The organism is Desulforamulus hydrothermalis Lam5 = DSM 18033, assembly GCF_000315365.1.
Lineage (GTDB): Bacteria > Bacillota > Desulfotomaculia > Desulfotomaculales > Desulfotomaculaceae > Desulfotomaculum > Desulfotomaculum hydrothermale.
The window spans coordinates 1-18632 of the sequence record NZ_CAOS01000006.1 but is presented as its reverse complement, the minus strand read 5'-3'; the positions used below and the strand labels follow the sequence as shown (position 1 = coordinate 18632).

At 41.5% G+C, this 18632-nt stretch carries 11 protein-coding genes, 1 rRNA gene and 2 CRISPR repeat arrays; of the genes, 11 read left to right on the top strand and 1 reads right to left on the bottom strand.

Annotated elements, in window-relative coordinates; translation table 11 throughout:
* Nucleotides 1-1243 precede the first annotated feature (1243 nt).
* The 11 genes from rrf (at nt 1244) to DESHY_RS04535 (ending at nt 13340) form a co-directional block, all read left to right on the top strand.
* Nucleotides 1244-1360 (top strand): 5S ribosomal RNA (gene rrf, locus DESHY_RS04585).
* 182 nt (nt 1361-1542) lie between these two features.
* A complete protein-coding gene (locus DESHY_RS14520) occupies nt 1543-1884 on the top strand; it encodes a Mu transposase domain-containing protein (RefSeq protein ID WP_048817889.1) in 342 nt (113 codons plus the stop codon).
* Between the two features lie 303 nt (nt 1885-2187).
* Nucleotides 2188-2946, top strand: a complete 759-nt coding sequence (gene cas6 / locus DESHY_RS04575; protein WP_008410788.1) for a CRISPR-associated endoribonuclease Cas6 — start codon at nt 2188-2190, stop codon at nt 2944-2946.
* A gap of 74 nt (nt 2947-3020) precedes the next feature.
* Nucleotides 3021-4730: a hypothetical protein gene (locus DESHY_RS04570; protein ID WP_008410786.1), complete on the top strand. Its 1710-nt coding sequence runs from the start codon at nt 3021-3023 to the stop codon at nt 4728-4730.
* Between the two features lie 56 nt (nt 4731-4786).
* Nucleotides 4787-5659: a type I-B CRISPR-associated protein Cas7/Cst2/DevR gene (gene cas7i / locus DESHY_RS04565; protein WP_008410785.1), complete on the top strand. Its 873-nt coding sequence runs from the start codon at nt 4787-4789 to the stop codon at nt 5657-5659.
* A gap of 17 nt (nt 5660-5676) precedes the next feature.
* Nucleotides 5677-6426, top strand: a complete 750-nt coding sequence (gene cas5 / locus DESHY_RS04560; RefSeq protein WP_008410783.1) for a CRISPR-associated protein Cas5 — start codon at nt 5677-5679, stop codon at nt 6424-6426.
* Nucleotides 6427-6436: 10 nt separating this feature from the next.
* Nucleotides 6437-8758: a CRISPR-associated helicase/endonuclease Cas3 gene (locus DESHY_RS04555; protein WP_008410781.1), complete on the top strand. Its 2322-nt coding sequence runs from the start codon at nt 6437-6439 to the stop codon at nt 8756-8758.
* A 216-nt stretch (nt 8759-8974) separates the two neighbouring features.
* Nucleotides 8975-9448, top strand: a complete 474-nt coding sequence (gene cas4, locus DESHY_RS04550; RefSeq protein ID WP_008410779.1) for a CRISPR-associated protein Cas4 — start codon at nt 8975-8977, stop codon at nt 9446-9448.
* A gap of 50 nt (nt 9449-9498) precedes the next feature.
* Nucleotides 9499-10491 (top strand): type I-B CRISPR-associated endonuclease Cas1b, encoded by a 993-nt coding sequence (gene cas1b, locus DESHY_RS04545; protein WP_048817890.1) that lies wholly within the window; start codon nt 9499-9501, stop codon nt 10489-10491.
* Between the two features lie 162 nt (nt 10492-10653).
* On the top strand, nt 10654-10917 hold the full coding sequence (gene cas2, locus DESHY_RS04540; protein ID WP_048817888.1) for a CRISPR-associated endonuclease Cas2: 264 nt from the start codon (nt 10654-10656) through the stop codon (nt 10915-10917).
* 163 nt (nt 10918-11080) lie between these two features.
* A CRISPR array of direct repeats spans nt 11081-11898; the repeat unit is 30 nt; unit sequence GTTATTAGCCTACCTATAAGGAATTGAAAC.
* Nucleotides 11899-12119: 221 nt separating this feature from the next.
* A complete protein-coding gene (locus DESHY_RS04535; protein WP_152412014.1) occupies nt 12120-13340 on the top strand; it encodes a transposase in 1221 nt (406 codons plus the stop codon).
* A 205-nt stretch (nt 13341-13545) separates the two neighbouring features.
* A CRISPR array of direct repeats spans nt 13546-17285; the repeat unit is 30 nt; unit sequence GTTATTAGCCTACCTATAAGGAATTGAAAC.
* A 114-nt stretch (nt 17286-17399) separates the two neighbouring features.
* Here the strand turns inward: DESHY_RS04535 and DESHY_RS04530 are convergent.
* Entirely contained in the window at nt 17400-17906 is a 507-nt protein-coding gene (locus tag DESHY_RS04530; protein WP_082210465.1) for an ATP-binding protein, read from the bottom strand.
* Nucleotides 17907-18632 lie beyond the last annotated feature (726 nt).

Sequence of the window (18632 nt, the reverse complement as noted above, 5' to 3'; positions counted from 1 at the left end):
GGCAAGAAGATGATGTGTATAGTAGAAGACGACAGCTCACAGCAGCTATCGTGGATATATGCCAGAAAATAATGAAATAAGTATAAAATAATTAGGTAAACTGATTTTGGATCAAGGAGGCACTCACCAGTTATGTGTAGAGAGGTGGAGGTGAGTAATATTAAGACGGTATTTTACTATCCCTTATGAAGTCATAAGCAAGGGTATTTAGTAATAACGTAAGAAATGAAGCATGATCACCAACAGGCGAGAGTATATGGTATATAAAATGAAAATCACCACAATAAGATAGAGGTAGTTATTTTTATAAAAAAATAAATGAGAAAATAAGAGGCAGAAGAATGAGAAAGAAGAGAAAGATGGAGAAAAAATTGAAGAGAAATATAATAGTGGAAAGTCAAAAACTAGTGGGAATTAAAAAAAAGAAGAAATAAGGTGAATATTTAGAAAAAGAGGAAAGAGAAAGGAAAGTGAGACTGAATAAAATAAAGAGAAATTTTATTAAGTGTGAGAAATGATGCGATGAAAAAGAGTTACCTATTCTATCACAACAGAAACGATCGCTAGAAATAGAAAAAAGGTGGAGGATAGATAATAGCAGAGACAGTAGAGTATAGAGGAATGGAAAAAATAATATTAAGTATGGTGATGTGACAAGTTATATATATTAATGATATACTCTAATTCCTATAAATAGTTTCCACGGCGAGGTATCGTTTTTATACCCCCACATGTGTATCATATAATAGGGGGGGTTTGGTCACCCTTAGTGATTGGTAAAATATCCAACGGAGCGAAGAGTGGTGTCTCAAAGATAAATTGTTAAAGCCCTAATTAAAAGCATCGGAGGGGGGGTGAACATATGTGAGGAAAAAAATAGGGGACTCTAATTATTTACGAAAGTGGGATAAGTTTATGATCAAGTGTCCCATATTTCAATTGGAGGGTGGGGTGGCGATACCATTTTTTGTATCAGTTATTGTTCCAACGGAAGCGCTGGGTTTCTAAGTCCGGACGGGATAAGTGCTGAAAGCATCTAAGCACGAAGCCCCCTTCAAGATGAGGTTTCCCACNGNCAACNGGTATGTTGGCCACGCGTCGACTAGTCAGGGGGGGGGGGGTGTAAGCACAGCAATGTGTTGAGCCGACCGGTACTAATAGATCGAGGTCTTGACCTAAGAGAGCGATGCAAGGCTGTTTAGTTTTGAGGGAGCGATAGGCTTCTGAGTTAAGAAAATAAGTTTCGGGTGGCGATACCGGAGGGGGTACACCTGTTCCCATCCCGAACACAGCAGTTAAGCCCTCCAGGGCCGATGGTACTTGGGGCTCACGCCCCTGGGAGAGTAGGTCGCCGCCAGAGTAAGTTTATATATTTAGAAAGTGATCTCCAAAGCCACACTTGGGAGATCACTTTTTTGTTGCCCAAAACGGCGCAAGCCGCAGTTGCCGCAAGCTGGGGGTATAGATCGTAAAATAGAATTGACCCCTGATCGTAAAATAAAACTGACCCACCATATGATAAAATATCCCCCCGAAAGGGGGATGCAAAAGAGGTGGTCAGTATGTACAAATGGCAACGTATCAAAGCTCTGCATGCCCAGGGGGTTAGCATCAGGAAAAGTTGAACGTCCGTTATATTATGTTCGGGAACAACTGATGCGTGGCTTGGAAGAAGAAAAAGCACGCCTTTTGAAAATACCTTATATCGAACCGGCTTTATTACAATTTAAGGAACCCAGGAGGGTAAGTAATGATGGCTATATTTCCTATGAGGGTAATCTTTATCCCGTCCCCATGCGCTACTGCACAAAAAGGGTGTGGACAGAGATTATCTATGGACGTCGAATGAAAATATATGAAGAGGCCGGAAAACTGCTGAGCTAGTTTGATCTTTACCTGCGGAAACAATATGGATTAGATGTATATCTATACATATTTCTTCGTCTACCTACAAATTATGGGGTAAAACAGAAATTTATTTTACGGATTCAGGGATTATTTTTTTTGTTATTCGACATATATTTAGCTTTTTAGATTTAATGATTTGCTAAAATATTAAAAAAGCTAAGTGACAGTAGTTTATTAAACAAATTTTAAGGCATTTGGTTTGATAAAAATGTCGGCATAGATTTATAAACAAATAACACCAGAAATAAAATTACAAAAAAGTACTGGACGGTGTAAAAAATGCATTTGTATGTCGCATTAACCTCACAAGAAAAACTTGAATTGCCGATACATTATAACCATCTGCTCCAAGCAGCAGTATATAAGGCCATTGAACCAGCGCTGGCTGTTTTTCTGCACGACAAAGGCTACGAAGGCGGTGGTCGGAGGTTCAAGTTATTTGCCTTTTCCAGGTTAAATGGTAGGTTCGACATAATAAAAGAAAAAAACACCCTCAGGTTTACCCGAAACATCGGTCTGACAGTTTCCTCCCCGGCGGTGGATTTTTGCCAGTCCATCGCCAACGGACTGTTGACCGGAGGACAATTAAGGCTTGGGGTGTACCGGCTTGAAGTAAAGGCCGTTTCAGTCCAGCAGTATACGGTACCGGGAAGGAGGGTAGTCTTAAAAACCATATCTCCAGTTGTGGCATACAGCACATTTACCCGGCCTGACGGACGAAAATACACCTGCTACTTTCAGCCGGGGGACCCCGACTGCGATCAACTGATTGAAAACAACCTACGGAAAAAATACCTGGCATTTTACAATCAGGAAGCCCCGCCCGGCCCGGTGCGGGTAAAACCAATGGGCCAGTTGAAACTGAATATTGTTAATTATAAAGGAACGATCATCAAAGGTTATTCCGGCAGGATAGAACTGACTGGACCGCAAGAACTGCTGCAGATGGCGGTGGATGCAGGGATGGGGAATAAGAACAGCCAAGGATTTGGCTGTGTGGAGGTGGTAGGGGGTGGTAGAGGAGAAAAACACCGTTAAACGGTGTTTTTCTCCAATCCTTGAAGGTAGGAAGTGAATTTATCAGCAATCAACGATTATGAAAGGAGGCATCTATGCAAGAAGCCACGTACGAATATACTTTTTCGATGCGCCACCACTGGTGGTTTGACGCGGGGTTGGTAGGACTGTATTATATTGCAACTAAAGTGAAGGACAGGAACCCAATATATGGTTCCATTAAGTGTTTGGCAGATGCTCAGGGGATAACTTTTCATGCACCATCGAAAGAAATATTAAAAGAGTTCTTAGATTGCTGTTATGGCGAATTGGCAGACAGGTATTGGAATGTATCAACAAAAAAGCAGCGAGAAGCTAATGAATTGGTTATCTACTACAAGGAAACAGACAATTTAGATATGATACCTCGACGAAATCCGACACCGATTCCCGGCCTATTTACCAAAGGAAGCAGTTTCCGAGCGGATGCACAAGAGTATGATAAGCTTTCAGCAGACATGCAAAAGAGAGTCGATGCATTTCTGAAGGAACATCGCAAAACTCTTTGGGGGAATAAAAACCGACTGCTGTACGAACCACCAGTGTGTCATCCGCAAATTGCGTTGTTTCCTGCTAGAGGGAAGAAAAATATTTGTTGTATATGTGGGCAGGAAAGTGTTTGTAGTGATGTTGCCCAGCCTTCGTTTCTTTTATTTGCAAGTCCTACGGCAACTCTTTCTTTCAACTCCGAGGGGAAAAAGCCGGATAAAATTTGTTGGGAGTGCCAGTTTTTAAGCAAGTTTGCCGTGGAATCAGCCCATTATAAGTCTGTGGATGACAATCTTTACATTCTTCAAATGGTAGCCTTGCATGCTAAAAAATTAATTGACTCCCATGCTGTTCTTGGAAGTCAATCAGCAGTGCGTCAACTGGATACGGATAATTATCTTTCCAATATTGGAACACAAAAAGTTGATAATCGGCTACTGTACTATGCACGGTTGCCATATGAACTTTTATGGGCTTTTTTTCATGACACGTACGGTTTGTTGCGGGTTGAGGCTGAAACTCGTGCCAAATCGATGGATGAATTGACCATGTTTTGCACTAAACCGTTTATTGAAACTCCATTGCAACTAATTTTGCTTATGGTTTCTTCAAAGGGACAAACTTTTATGCTTAAAGAAATCATTGCTTACACAGAAACTGCATATATATTTCGCTTATTGCATTCGTTCCGGGAAGAGTTTTCTGCAGATCATAAATTTTTGTATAAAGTTTTTCAGGATTTATATCTTCCAGTGAAGAAGGACAAGCCTTTTGATTTAAACAATTACCTTTGGCGTAACCGCATCTTGCAGAGGGTGCTTCAAAAGAAATCTATTTTGCAGGATGTAGAACAACTGGCCTTTCGCAAATCACTACAACAATCATTTCCGTATATCGGCAATTTATTGGAGTTTACCCGGTATTATCAATTTATTATTAAGGAGGGAATGGGCATGACAAAGGAGCAGGTAGAAGTTGCAGTTAATTTGGGCAGGCAAATTGTTTTTTCGGCCAGAGAAGCGGCAAAGGGTGTTTCGGACAGTAACTTCGACAGGGTAAAAGGTGATTTGTTCGCCCTGCGGAAAACTCGGACGGTGACGGATTTCTTGGAACAGTTGAACCGCATCCAATTCCGTTACAATATTACAATATCCAACCAAATTTTGGGAGGTATTCTTGAGGAACCTGGTGTGTCGTTTGCAGATTTCAAATCATACTGTTTGCTGGCAGCATTGAATGCGTATAACAATTTCAAGCGTCCTAAAGATATAAAATAGTTAGTGAAATAATAAGGAGAGTTGTAAAATAAATTGAGTGAAAAGGAGAGAAGAAAATGCAAGCCAAATGCTTGACCATTACTTATTTGACGAAAGCGTCCTACGCTTCACTGAACGGTTCAGACAAAGAAGCCGATAATATTTCCAGTATCAAGAAAATTCAAATGGCTGATGGGAGTGAATATCCTTATAAGTCGTCTCAGGCTATCCGTCGAGATTTGCGAGAACAACTGGCGGTTTTGGGAGAAACCTTGTCTGAGGCAGAAACAGCAAAACAAACGAAAGGTGCGGCTACTACCCAAGGTAAGCCTCAAGAATTTATTGATGATGATCTATTTGGATTTATGCTCGCCGATAAGGAGACTGTCAAACGGACAAGCCCGGTACGGGTGTCACCCTTGATTGCTCTTGAGCCGTACCGGGGTGAACTGGACTTTGCGACCAACTACATGGGTGTGAAGGCCGGAGGGACACCGAATATTTTTGAGAGTGAAATCCATTCAGGCTTCTATCGCGGGACAATCCTCATTGAGCTTGACCGGGTGGGTGTGGCCGATGCCCCAACATATAAGTTAGAATTAGAAAACGCTGAAAAAAAGCGGCGTGTAGCAGTATTGCTGGATGCTATCCAAAACCTGTGGGGCGTGGGGCGGCAAAGCCGCTTTTTGGCAGACATTTCGCCCAAGTTTATATGCGCGGCACTGTTGACGGTGAAAAACCCGATTTTCCTGGAGTGTTTGAAGGTGAATAGGGATGGGCTGGTGGAATTTTCGCTTATCGAATCCACAATCAAAGATTTTTCAGCCGTGATCAAGGATTCGGTTTTGGGAGAACGCAAGGGATTTTTCGCCCAGGATACTGTCCAAGCGCTGCCAATGGGTGAGGCATTTGCAAAGATGAAGTCCTGGTTGGATGATGTTTACAAATAATCAAAGGAGGCTAGGTGATGTACGGCTTTTCCGTTGTACTTTCTGCAGAAACAGCCTCTTTTCGTGACCCTGGAGGGCAACTTTATCATGCAACACTACCGCTGCCGCCGGTTTCAACGATTGTCGGGATTGCAGGAGCGGCACTGGGGCTTCCTTTTCAACAATCCTGGGAGTTTTTTCAAGCAAACAATGTAAATCTAGGAGTTAAAGATATCACCCGCAGTTGGCGTGGTACGTTACCAGGTAAGGGGCTGGACCTTTGGAAGTATCAAAAGATCGTTACTAATGAGGTCCGAAGTGACATTTTAAAGCGTGAATTTTTATTCCGTCCGGTTTACCGGTTGTTTTATAGTTGTAAAGATAGGGAAACTTTAGAGCACCTGCGGCAGGCGTTTATATCACCAGCATGGGCATTGTCTTTGGGGACCAGTGATGATATTGCACGTTTGGAGGAGGTTTCCCAGACTGAGACTATCGAGGAAGTTAGCGGAGGCTCTGTAGAACTGAGTCTCAGCTTGATACCGGGAGATCAATCGGATAATTACTCTTTTGATTGGGAAGTCATCAGAACTACTCCCATACGTACATCCTTGGAACTGCCAATGGTTAAACAGTTGCCTGTGTCATTTGTTTTCGGCCCCAATGGGGAGCGCAAAGGATGCAAATTTAGGCCTTTTACCTTTCTTTCAGGAATCCAGCGTTTAAAGAAACCTTGTCCAGCATATTCCTTTGGTATAGATATTGTACCGCTTATTTCCATTGCGTAAGGTGATGTCTATGATACAGGAGTATGCGAAACCCTGTGCAGGGGAGAGGGGAACATATACTTATCATGTCAGTGAGTGTTACCGGCTTTGGGAGGAAATCTTCCAAAGCCGGGCGGTAGCGCTTGCTTGCTTCTGCAATTCAATCAACATATCTCTTAAAGAATTTCAAGAAAAGTCGAAAAAAGCTGTGCTGTTCCACGATGCCGGAAAGTTGTTGCCAACATTTCAACAACAAATGCAGCGGTTGGTAGAAAAGCAAGCACCTGATCCGGCTTTGCATTTTCGGCATGAACTGGCATCAGCATTACTTTTGTTTGCAATGGAATGGAAAACATTGAAAAATAATGAGACGCTCATTCCTTACGAAATACTGGCAGTTTTAGGTCATCATAAACCTTTACAACCGGATTGGCAGAGTTTTGAACGGGAAAAAATCTGCCAAGAATCACCCGGGTTGGACGAGAAGGCAATTCAACGTATAGTGCAGGTTGCAGAAACATACGGTTTATGCTGTGATTTGGATATAACCGCTACAGTAAAAAGATTCACATTTGCGAAATGGCCAACATTATTATTGGAGAACGGTCTTGGCGAAAGGCTCCAGCCAACGACGTTAGGTAATATTCCTGCTTCAGAGCGCCGAAAATTGCGGCTTGCTTATGCTTTGACAAAGGGTTTGTTGATGACCTGTGATTGGTTGGCATCAGCGAAAAGCGAGGATCAGCTACCCATTAATCACAAAATGACGAGTGCTGTTTTACGTAAAAAACTAAAAGAAAAAGTGGAGCAGGAAGGGCGAAAATATGAAAAACGTCCTTTTCATAGGGCGTGCGAAGAGGTTCAGGGAAATATATTAGCTATCGCGCCTACTGGAGCAGGTAAAACTGAGGCGGCTCTGTTATGGGCAACTAACGGAGAACCTTCGAAAATTATTTTCTTGATGCCTACAATGGTTACGTCTAACAGCTTGTATGAGCGTATGTGTAAACATTATTTTGAGGAAAAGGAATGTGGTCTTATCCATTCGGGTGCAGATACCTATTTTGCTCAACAAGATAAGTTTGATCAGGATAATACTGTGAATGATTTTCGATTGGCCTTATACCAGTTTCGGGCTTTTATGCCTCCGGTAATGGTGGCAACAGTGGATCAGATGCTGACAAGCGGGTTTAATATCGGATCATGGTGCCAAAAAGAATGGGCGTTGGTAGGCAGCCGGGTGATTTTTGACGAGATTCATGCGTATCAATCTTATACTTTAGGGCTTATTACCGCAGCTATTGAAAAAATCAAATTACTGGGTGGTACGGTATGCCTAATGAGTGCTACGATGCCGGCTTTTTTGCGTGAGCATTTTCAAAGTCTTCTAGAAGTGTCAGCGCCCATTGTGGCGGAAGAATTGATGCAGCGACAAAAATGTCATTGGAAATATAGAGAAACACCGATAAACGAAATGGCCGGAGAGATAGAGGATTATCTGCGACAGGGGAAAAAAGTGGCGCTTATTTTTAATACTGTTCGTGCGGCACAGGAAGCATATCGTGAGTGGAGAAAAATCTTGGGTAAGGAACGTGTTCTTTGTTATCACAGCCAATTTATAATGAGGGATCGACAAGATAAAGAAACGGCTTTATTAATGAAAGATGAGAAGGGACGTCCTAACAATTATGACTTGGTGATTACTACTCAGGTCATTGAGGTTTCGCTGGATATCAGTTTTGATGTGATGTACAGTGAGTGTGCACCGTTGGACAGCCTGATCCAACGGGCAGGACGGTGTAACCGTTATAATGCCGATGGAGATTATTATTTTATTGTATTTCCGGCCTCGGAAATAGCGGTAAAATATGTTTACAAAGGCGCCAAAGCAGTGCTGGAAAAAACCGCCCAGATTGTTCGACAGAACCAAAAGCGGCTTAGTGAAGATGAACTGGGGCAGATGCTGGAATATGTTTATGACGGGTATAAGTTAGGTGCTGACAATACGGAATATCAGGAAGGATATCGCTTATATGATGAAATAGCAACGTCAATAGACTCCAAAGGGTTTATTTTTGATTTATCAATAAGTGAAGAGACGGTTACCCGCAAATTTGAGGATTATTTGAAAGTGAATATAATTCCCCAGATATTCTATGGAGAAGTGGAAAAGCTCTGGGCAGAAAGGAAGTATTATTTATTGCGGCTGTATGAAGTGCCAATCAGTGAATATCGTCGGCGAAAGCTTAAATCGGTGGATAATCCGATGCAGCTTCCTATATACGAAGCGCCTTATACACAAGAAGAAGGAGTTCTTGATTCAGAGGATGATTTTCCTACAAGGCTGCTTTGACAGAAAGAAAGCATGGCTAATCATGCTTATCTGGTGGCGGTGGACGTATGGCCTCGCCAGGGAAACTTTAATTTGCCGCCGGTCTTGATCCTCAGGAACCAGTGATTTGTTTGAAGGATGCTGGAGGAATCAAAAAAGTCTGACAATATCCATAAATAGTTAGTACGCTTGATTGGTTGTTCTGATCAGATTGTAGTATGGGGAAGGTGATAGACCGTGTCAGAAAGGGGTCTTGATGTAAGCGGCACGCTGGTTTGGTACTACTATATCTGCCCGCGCGAGGTATGGCTCATCAGTCATCAAATCAACCCCGACCAGGATAACGACAATGTGTCTCTGGGGCGGTATATAGGAGAAAACACTTATTTACGGGAGAAAAAGGAAATCAGTGTCGGTAATAGTAAAATTGATGTTTTTCACACTGAAGACGGAAAAATGGTAATAGGCGAAGTAAAGAAGAGCTCCAAATATAAGGAAAGCGCTCGAATGCAACTAGCCTTTTATTTAAGTGAGCTGAAAAAAAGGGGCATTATAGCGCGCGGCGAACTAAGATTTCCCAAGGAGAAAGTCAGGGAAGAAGTCATTTTAGATGAACGAACTGAGCAGGGACTAGATAAAGTGCGGCGTGAAATTCTGCGTATTGTTTACATGGAGAAACCGCCGCAACCCGTGAAAATACAATTTTGTTAAAAGTGCGCTTACGCGGAATTCTGCTGGTCATAGATATAAGGGTGATGGTGGTGAAAAAGACCCTATACATTTTTTCTAATGGTGAGCTGCATAGAAAAGACAATACCTTGTACTTCGAAACGGAAAACGGGCGGCGGTTTATTCCCGTTGAAGATACAGGGGAAATTATGATATTTGGGGAAGTTCAATTTAATAAAAAGTTTCTAGAGTTTCTCTCCCAGAAAGAAATTATCCTGCACTACTTTAGTCACCACGGTTACTATATGGGTACTTTCTATCCCAGGGAACATTTAAACTCCGGGTACATGATACTGCGTCAGACGGAACATTACCTTAATAAACAGATGCGTTTGACTATTGCCAGGGAATTTGTCCGCGGGGCAGGGAAAAATATTTGCCAGGTCCTCAAATACTATCATCGCCGTGACAAAAATGTGGGGGAACCGCTAAATGCCGTGGAGAAACTTATTACCACATTAGATGACTGCGGTGACACTTCTGCATTAATGGCCATCGAGGGAAATATACGGGACCATTACTATCGTGCATTTGATGCCATCATTGGTGACACGGATTTTGCTTTCCAAGAACGGACCCGCCGACCTCCTAAAAACTACTTAAATACACTGATCAGCTTTGGCAATTCCTTAATGTACTCTATCTGTTTGAGTGAGATTTACAAAACACACCTGGACCCTCGGATAGGTTATTTGCACGCCACCAATTTCCGGCGTTTCACTTTAAATCTCGATATATCGGAAATTTTTAAGCCAATCATTATTGATCGTCTTATTTTCTCACTGTTAGGGAAGAAGATGGTGACAAAGAATGATTTTGACCGTGGCACCGAAGGCATCTCACTTAAAGAAAAGGCTAAAAAGTGTTTCGTAGAGGAATTAGATAATAAACTGAAAACAACCATTAATCACAGAGAAATTGGCCATTCGGTATCATACCGACGACTAATTCGCTTGGAACTTTATAAGCTGGAAAAACACTTGATGGGAGAAAAGTCTTATACTCCCTTTATCGCCCGTTGGTGAATCAACTGCAGATAAACCATGCGTGTGGGATGAAGGTTAATATTTTAATGAATCTCTATGGAGAGTTGTAGAGCATTTTGCTGAAGGATAACAATCACGGCCATTTTGTTTTTAAGACTTTGTGGCAAAGTGGTAGGTGCAGTAAGGGTAGGTGAAATATAACTGTTTGTAATCCTTGTGTACGATGTAAATCAGAAAAGAGTGGCAAAGGTTCTAAAAAAATGCCGCCAGTATCTTAATTGGGTTCAGAACTCAGTTCTAGAGGGCGAGATTACAGAGGCTAATTATAAAAAATTAAAAATGGAGATTGAACGTATAATACGGCAAGATGAGGATTCGGTAATTTTTTATTCCCTGCGTACAACAAAATATTCATCCAGGGAAATACTGGGATTGAAAAAATGTGGAGATGAAAATATAATTTAAAAAGATTTACTTGTCGTCGATTTCCAGTAACGTAAAAACCACGGGAAATCGACGACAAAATAAAAAAAGAAATCCTTGAAACATATGGATTTTTCATATGTGTTATATCAAATACCCGGATTAACCTAAAAAATAAATCCTTATTTTTTAGGCATTTTGACGGGTTATTAGCCTACCTATAAGGAATTGAAACCCCAACAAGTGTAACAGATGGTGTATTGATTTATTGTTATTAGCCTACCTATAAGGAATTGAAACGTGATACAAGAATAACCAGTAATGTATTGGAACGCTGTTATTAGCCTACCTATAAGGAATTGAAACGGTGGATATACAAAGAAAGATAAAACTCCCCCACCTGTTATTAGCCTACCTATAAGGAATTGAAACTCGAGGAAGCTACCCATGAGGGGGGCAGCGGGTACACGTTATTAGCCTACCTATAAGGAATTGAAACTCGATATGCCAGTATGGCGACCGTATGCCATATTTGTTATTAGCCTACCTATAAGGAATTGAAACTATTGGGTGTTGCAATGAGTATATCCACTATGACAGTTATTAGCCTACCTATAAGGAATTGAAACTAACCATATTGGATAAACTAGCAGAAATCGCCGATACAGTTATTAGCCTACCTATAAGGAATTGAAACTAAATACATCAAGCGCGCGCCAACGCTCGAATTCGAGTTATTAGCCTACCTATAAGGAATTGAAACCACGAGAATCTGCCTCAACTATTGGACGATCCTTAGTTATTAGCCTACCTATAAGGAATTGAAACTAACCAGGACGGTCTGGGCATGGTGGCTGCCGTGGGTTATTAGCCTACCTATAAGGAATTGAAACTTTTATTTGTAATACAAACTATTTCACTCCAAAACGTTATTAGCCTACCTATAAGGAATTGAAACTATTGGTGCATACAAAGGTTATAAAGACGGTTCAAGTTATTAGCCTACCTATAAGGAATTGAAACATGGACTGTTTTGTGATGCGAGCAGATATATTGAGCCAATTGCAAAATTCTTAGACCATATAACACACGGGTCTAAGAAGCCTTGAAAAACCGTTTACCCAAAACCCAAAATCATAAATATCTCTTTCATGCTGCCAAAATAAAAAGGTTTCACCTTTTTGCTTGTAGAATTGTTCTTTGTACCCCTACAAAAAACACACAAGCGAGGTGAAACCCCTAATATGTATATTCTTGAAGGAGTACTTTTTCCCTTTGAAGTTTTCGTAGAAAATTTTAACGAAGGCGATAAAGTTTACCAAGTCATTAAACAAATTAACTGTAAGGAGATAGACAAACTTAATACCTGTTACAACGGTCCGGGCCGCAAGGGGTACGATAGGCAAGCTTTGTTCCGTGCCCTGGTGCTTAAAAAACTGATGGGACTTACTACTACAAAATCACTGGTCAAATGTCTGACCTATTCTCCTCTTCTGGCATACTGGTGTGGGTTTGACATTATGAAAAAAACGCCGTCTGAAAGCGTGTTCTCCCGGTTTGAAAAAGAGCTTACCTCCTTAGAAATGCAAAAAACACTCAGTGATCTATGCACCAGCCTGGCCAGCCAGGTATTATCCATAACTGGTTCAGAGGGAGAAATAGTGCTTGATAGCACGGATATCCCGGCTAGGGAACGTCCTCGTAAGAACAGTACAACCGGTGCCGGCTTTGGACACCGTACCGCTTCCGCCGGAGAAACAGAGTCTTTTTATGGTTATAAGCTTCACTTGTCAGCTGTTAACACTAAACACGGGCCGATACCATTAGCTGCCAAGTTTGCCCCAGCCAATATCAGCGATTATGAATTTGCTCAAGATTTGATGAAGGAGTCGTATTCCCTGCATGGTAAAGCGTTGGGTTTTGCGCCTCGGTATTACCTAATGGATGCCGGTTATGACGCCGAGTACATATATTTGCAGGCGCTAAAACTGCACGGGCAAGCAATAATTAAATTGAATCACCGTCGTAAAAAAGGGGCTTACAAAGATTACATCAGCGACGGCACTCCCTTATGCCCGGGTAGGAACCCTATGGTTTATTGCGGCACCGAGAAGAAAAACCTGACCAATAAGTTCCGGTGTCCTATTGCCTGTGGCAAACAGGTGGAGTGCAAAGGTGAATGCAGGTGTGGTAGTTCGTATGGTTATGTCAAAAGGGTATCCATTAAGGAGAACCCGCGCATGTTCTGTAGCCCTCATCGCGGTAGCCGCACCTGGAAGGAGCTTTATAGCCAGCGCACTTCCATTGAAAGACTGTTTTCGTTGTTAAAAGGCCACCTTTACATGGACCGGCTGACCAAGCGTGGCATAGGCAAGGCTTTTACTGATGTTATGGTTTGCTTAATTACGTTTCTAGCTGCGACTATGGTGCAAATTAGTAATGAAGCATTGAAGAAAGCAGCCTAATTTTAATGACCTAAGGTTATTTTAGTAATTTAGCAACCTGTAGGTAGTAGGTAGCTTTTTGCGCCCTTTTGGTAACATATTCCAAGGACAAATTTACGTTATACCAGAAATAGACTATTTTTTGTTTTGGTCTATGTCTATTTGGTTTTGTATTTTTTGTTTAGGTATAAAATGTTAATTTTGCAATTGGCTCGATATATTAAAAGTTATTAGCCTACCTATAAGGAATTGAAACGGTCGTAGGCCTCGATGGCGTTTTCCAGTCGGTGTGGGTTATTAGCCTACCTATAAGGAATTGAAACTAAGTTACACCATTTTTTATGGTTATGGTGTATATAGTTATTAGCCTACCTATAAGGAATTGAAACTCGGTTTTGGCTTTTCTGTGCCAAAACACTTCAAGTTATTAGCCTACCTATAAGGAATTGAAACCTGGCCAGTGCCGGATGGTGCTGGATGGTGAGAACGGTTATTAGCCTACCTATAAGGAATTGAAACACAGAATTTGAAAAGAAAGCTGTTGAATATTTGCAGTTATTAGCCTACCTATAAGGAATTGAAACTGAATTTTAATAAAATCTCCCTTTTTCAATTTAATGTTATTAGCCTACCTATAAGGAATTGAAACTTGGCGTATAGTTTATACTTATAACTGTAAAGATATTGTTATTAGCCTACCTATAAGGAATTGAAACTCTGTCTGTCGGTACCCGCGTTCCTCGCACTTTCTATGTTATTAGCCTACCTATAAGGAATTGAAACAGAGCCAACACTTCACCCCGCCGGAGGCCTGTGGCCGTTATTAGCCTACCTATAAGGAATTGAAACACGATGTCGCCCAGCAGGGCCATTTCACCGGTAACGTTATTAGCCTACCTATAAGGAATTGAAACCCCTGGACCTGGACAATATCCCAGCTGGCGGTACTGCGTTATTAGCCTACCTATAAGGAATTGAAACTCCAAGCATGCCAACGATTCCTGGGTGACCTAAAGAATGTTATTAGCCTACCTATAAGGAATTGAAACAATCTGTCGGTTTAAACGACACACCAAAAAGGTTTTTGTTATTAGCCTACCTATAAGGAATTGAAACACCTTTTGACTGTACAGAGCATAAGGGGCTGTAGAGTTATTAGCCTACCTATAAGGAATTGAAACCTGAAAAACGGATGCCGGTCCGTTTCCAACCGGGAGTTATTAGCCTACCTATAAGGAATTGAAACCCAATCAGTTGATTGGCTTCCCTTGCAATGTTTTGGTTATTAGCCTACCTATAAGGAATTGAAACCAATCAAGTTAATGCAAATGTCCCCGTAATCGATATAGTTATTAGCCTACCTATAAGGAATTGAAACACAGGTACTCCTTCGTCCGGTATCCCTTCGTATCAAGTTATTAGCCTACCTATAAGGAATTGAAACTAGCATCCTGGCTATGAAACAAGAACTAAGACACCGTTATTAGCCTACCTATAAGGAATTGAAACCTGGATTGAATCCCGCTGATTACGCCGACATGAATGCGTTATTAGCCTACCTATAAGGAATTGAAACATGTCAAGTCGGCCCAGTTTAAAGCCTACCGTATGCCGTTATTAGCCTACCTATAAGGAATTGAAACCAAAAGTACACAAAAAGACAAATATCAGTGCCTTGTTATTAGCCTACCTATAAGGAATTGAAACTTTCCTCTTTTTGTTCCTGCTGTGGTATGTATTGTAAGTTATTAGCCTACCTATAAGGAATTGAAACTAGAGAGACTTGCAAAATTTGAATCAGAAATAGACTAGTTATTAGCCTACCTATAAGGAATTGAAACCGGTGAAACCGCACAGCTTGGAAAATACATGAAAAGTTATTAGCCTACCTATAAGGAATTGAAACTCATCCTGAAGGATGATGTCGTTCTCTCGGTACTTTCTGTTATTAGCCTACCTATAAGGAATTGAAACTGACACCATGATAGTCAATGCTGGCGGTCTCTATAAAGTTATTAGCCTACCTATAAGGAATTGAAACATATATAAAGAAATGGGGTTTAGGCATGGCGGCAATAGGTTATTAGCCTACCTATAAGGAATTGAAACTCAACGCCTTCTCCATAGGCGTCTTTTTGAAGGCCTGTTATTAGCCTACCTATAAGGAATTGAAACCTTTTTCCCTAGCCTTTTCCTGAGTCCCGCTATATTTTCCGTTATTAGCCTACCTATAAGGAATTGAAACCACACCTCGACCGTCAAATCGCTTCCGAGCGGGAAGTTATTAGCCTACCTATAAGGAATTGAAACTCGTATTCGAGCATTAATGCCGGAAACAAGGCAAGGTTATTAGCCTACCTATAAGGAATTGAAACTGACACCATGATAGTCAATGCTGGCGGTCTCTATAGTTATTAGCCTACCTATAAGGAATTGAAACCGGAAACAACAGGCACATACACAGCAACATCTTGCAATGGGTTATTAGCCTACCTATAAGGAATTGAAACTAGTCTGGTTGGGCCTGTTTCTCGTAGTGGGCCACGTTATTAGCCTACCTATAAGGAATTGAAACAGTATAGTGTCTCAAAAGCTACTTGTCAATAAGAAGTTATTAGCCTACCTATAAGGAATTGAAACAAAGGGTGGCGCTGTATTTCGGCTCTTGGCCGGGTCGTTATTAGCCTACCTATAAGGAATTGAAACCTAACTTCTAATCCGTAGGTCAGGGGTTCGAATCCCGTTATTAGCCTACCTATAAGGAATTGAAACCAGAGGCGCACGAAGCCTCGGAGGTTTCCCTGGCTCGGTTATTAGCCTACCTATAAGGAATTGAAACGGGTAACAACCAGAACAAACCTGGTGGATAACACTGTTATTAGCCTACCTATAAGGAATTGAAACGGAGCAAAGCTCGGTATAGAAATTGGGAAAGGAATTGTTATTAGCCTACCTATAAGGAATTGAAACTTGCTTAAGGAGCGTGAAGAAATGAGTTTAATGAGTAGTTATTAGCCTACCTATAAGGAATTGAAACTCTGTCTGATAGGCTTCAACCACAACAGGTTTTTTTCGAGTTATTAGCCTACCTATAAGGAATTGAAACACTGCATGGCCGCTTCACGTATCTCTGCCACAGTTGTTATTAGCCTACCTATAAGGAATTGAAACGATGATAAGCTATTTAGCAAGGTTATTGGAGGGAAAAGTTATTAGCCTACCTATAAGGAATTGAAACTACACCTCCATAAATAACCCCCGCCAAGGGAGGGGCGGGTTATTAGCCTACCTATAAGGAATTGAAACTCACACTACAGATTTTAACCAGCTTGGCACGTTGGTTAGTTATTAGCCTACCTATAAGGAATTGAAACTTAGCTTTCCACCTCCTGTATGCTGACTTCAAAAGGTTATTAGCCTACCTATAAGGAATTGAAACCAGGTACCCGGTTTTGTTACAGGAATTTCCTCCCTCGTTATTAGCCTACCTATAAGGAATTGAAACTAAGGAAGGCCGGATAAGTCTCCATCCTGTGCGTTGTTATTAGCCTACCTATAAGGAATTGAAACCCTAAGTCGTCCCATATCAGCAATTCAGCCATTTCTAGTTATTAGCCTACCTATAAGGAATTGAAACCGCCTCATTTTCTTTACATATCCGCCCACATTTGCGTTATTAGCCTACCTATAAGGAATTGAAACTGGAGCAATACGGATTAAGAACATACTACTGGGCAAGTTATTAGCCTACCTATAAGGAATTGAAACAGAGATAAGCCGTCCCATTTCTTGGTTATGTGTGCGTTATTAGCCTACCTATAAGGAATTGAAACTCTCTGTTTTGTGGTAGTTTACAGCAAACCTTTTTTTGTTATTAGCCTACCTATAAGGAATTGAAACTCAGGCCCGGCCAAAAGCTGGTGATGCCGGCATGATGTTATTAGCCTACCTATAAGGAATTGAAACCTCCGAAGACATCGAGGAAATGAAAAACCGAATCGGTTATTAGTGTCAACGCCGACTTTATTTTGACCCACCATCGCCGGTTTAGAATTGACCCACCCGGCGATTTTTTGTTGGTTAGGTGGTAGAGGGGGAGCCGTAGGCTCCAGTCCTCATCTTCTCACGAAGTCGGTAACTATTCCCCCTAATATTGACGATGTGGGAATGGTGTAAGAGCCGATCCAGGATAGCCGTAGCAAGTATCGGATCGCCCATCAGTTCCCCCCATTCACCGAAACTCTTGTTGCTGGTCAACAGAATACTCCCTCTCTCGTATCTTGCACTTACTACCTGGAAAAAGAGGTTAGCTGCCAAACTGTCAAACGGTAAGTAACCAATTTCGTCAATAATCAGGAGCTTTGGTCGAATATAGATGCGTAGGCGTTTATCCAGCCTGTTTTCCGTGTAAGCTTTTCGCAAAATCTTCGATGAGTTGCGAGAGACTGACAAAGTAAACCGGAATATCCCTTGCGAGATGGCTTCTACAGCCCAACGCCCACCCCCGGATGATTTTTTCCTACTCCGGGAGGGCCCTAAAAAACAGACATTCTCCGTGTCGGGGTAACAAAAGTCATCCGGGGCCAGTTCTCGAAATCAACTGCTTCTTCAATGCTTGGGTTTGGAAAAGCAAAATCGAACTCCCTCCAGCGTTTTTTCGGAAAGGGAAGTGTGCCGAGTTTGGGGGGGGACCCCCCCAAAATCCTTTTTTGACGTTTCCCCCTTCCTCTGCATCTAAAAAGCATGTTTAGAAAAAGAACAAAAAGGTGGGGTTGTTCCATGAATTTGTCCCCTTCCTAAATGGGGGAACCCCAAAAATAAAACCCCTTTGTGTTTAAATCCCAAAGTTTCCCCCGAAAACCTAACCCCTTGGGTTTGTTTCCAGTTTAAATCTTGGTCCCCCCCCCCCCCCCCCCTCGGACTAGGCCGAACGGGGGGGGGCAAACAAAANNTNNTTATTTNCTNGTTTATCATATTATAATCCATATTATGTGTATTATGTGAATAGTGGTTTTTTCTTATTGTGTATTGCTGTCTTTCTTCTTACTTGTCTGTTCTGTTTGTGTTCTATGAGTTACTGAACATNATATATTAGATATTTATAGTAGTAATTACTATTCCTTTCATTTCTGCCCAACTCAATGTATCTTTGTTCTCTCATGGATTTAATGTCATTTCTCTTCCGATTCTTTTTTCCTTTCTTCTTCTTGCATTAATATCCGATGCCTACACGATGTATTTCGCTACTTATTACTGGTTGTCTACTTTCACTTCTGCTACCGTTATCAGTTCTTCCTATTCGTTGGTTCACCT

Coding starts and splice junctions, on each gene's coding strand:
- DESHY_RS14520 (WP_048817889.1), top strand. CDS start 1,543: ATGCAAAAGAGGTGGTCAGTATGTACAAATGGCAACGTATCAAAGCTC.
- DESHY_RS04535 (WP_152412014.1), top strand. CDS start 12,120: ATGTATATTCTTGAAGGAGTACTTTTTCCCTTTGAAGTTTTCGTAGAA.
- cas5 (WP_008410783.1), top strand. CDS start 5,677: ATGTACGGCTTTTCCGTTGTACTTTCTGCAGAAACAGCCTCTTTTCGT.
- DESHY_RS04570 (WP_008410786.1), top strand. CDS start 3,021: ATGCAAGAAGCCACGTACGAATATACTTTTTCGATGCGCCACCACTGG.
- DESHY_RS04555 (WP_008410781.1), top strand. CDS start 6,437: ATGATACAGGAGTATGCGAAACCCTGTGCAGGGGAGAGGGGAACATAT.
- cas6 (WP_008410788.1), top strand. CDS start 2,188: ATGCATTTGTATGTCGCATTAACCTCACAAGAAAAACTTGAATTGCCG.
- cas7i (WP_008410785.1), top strand. CDS start 4,787: ATGCAAGCCAAATGCTTGACCATTACTTATTTGACGAAAGCGTCCTAC.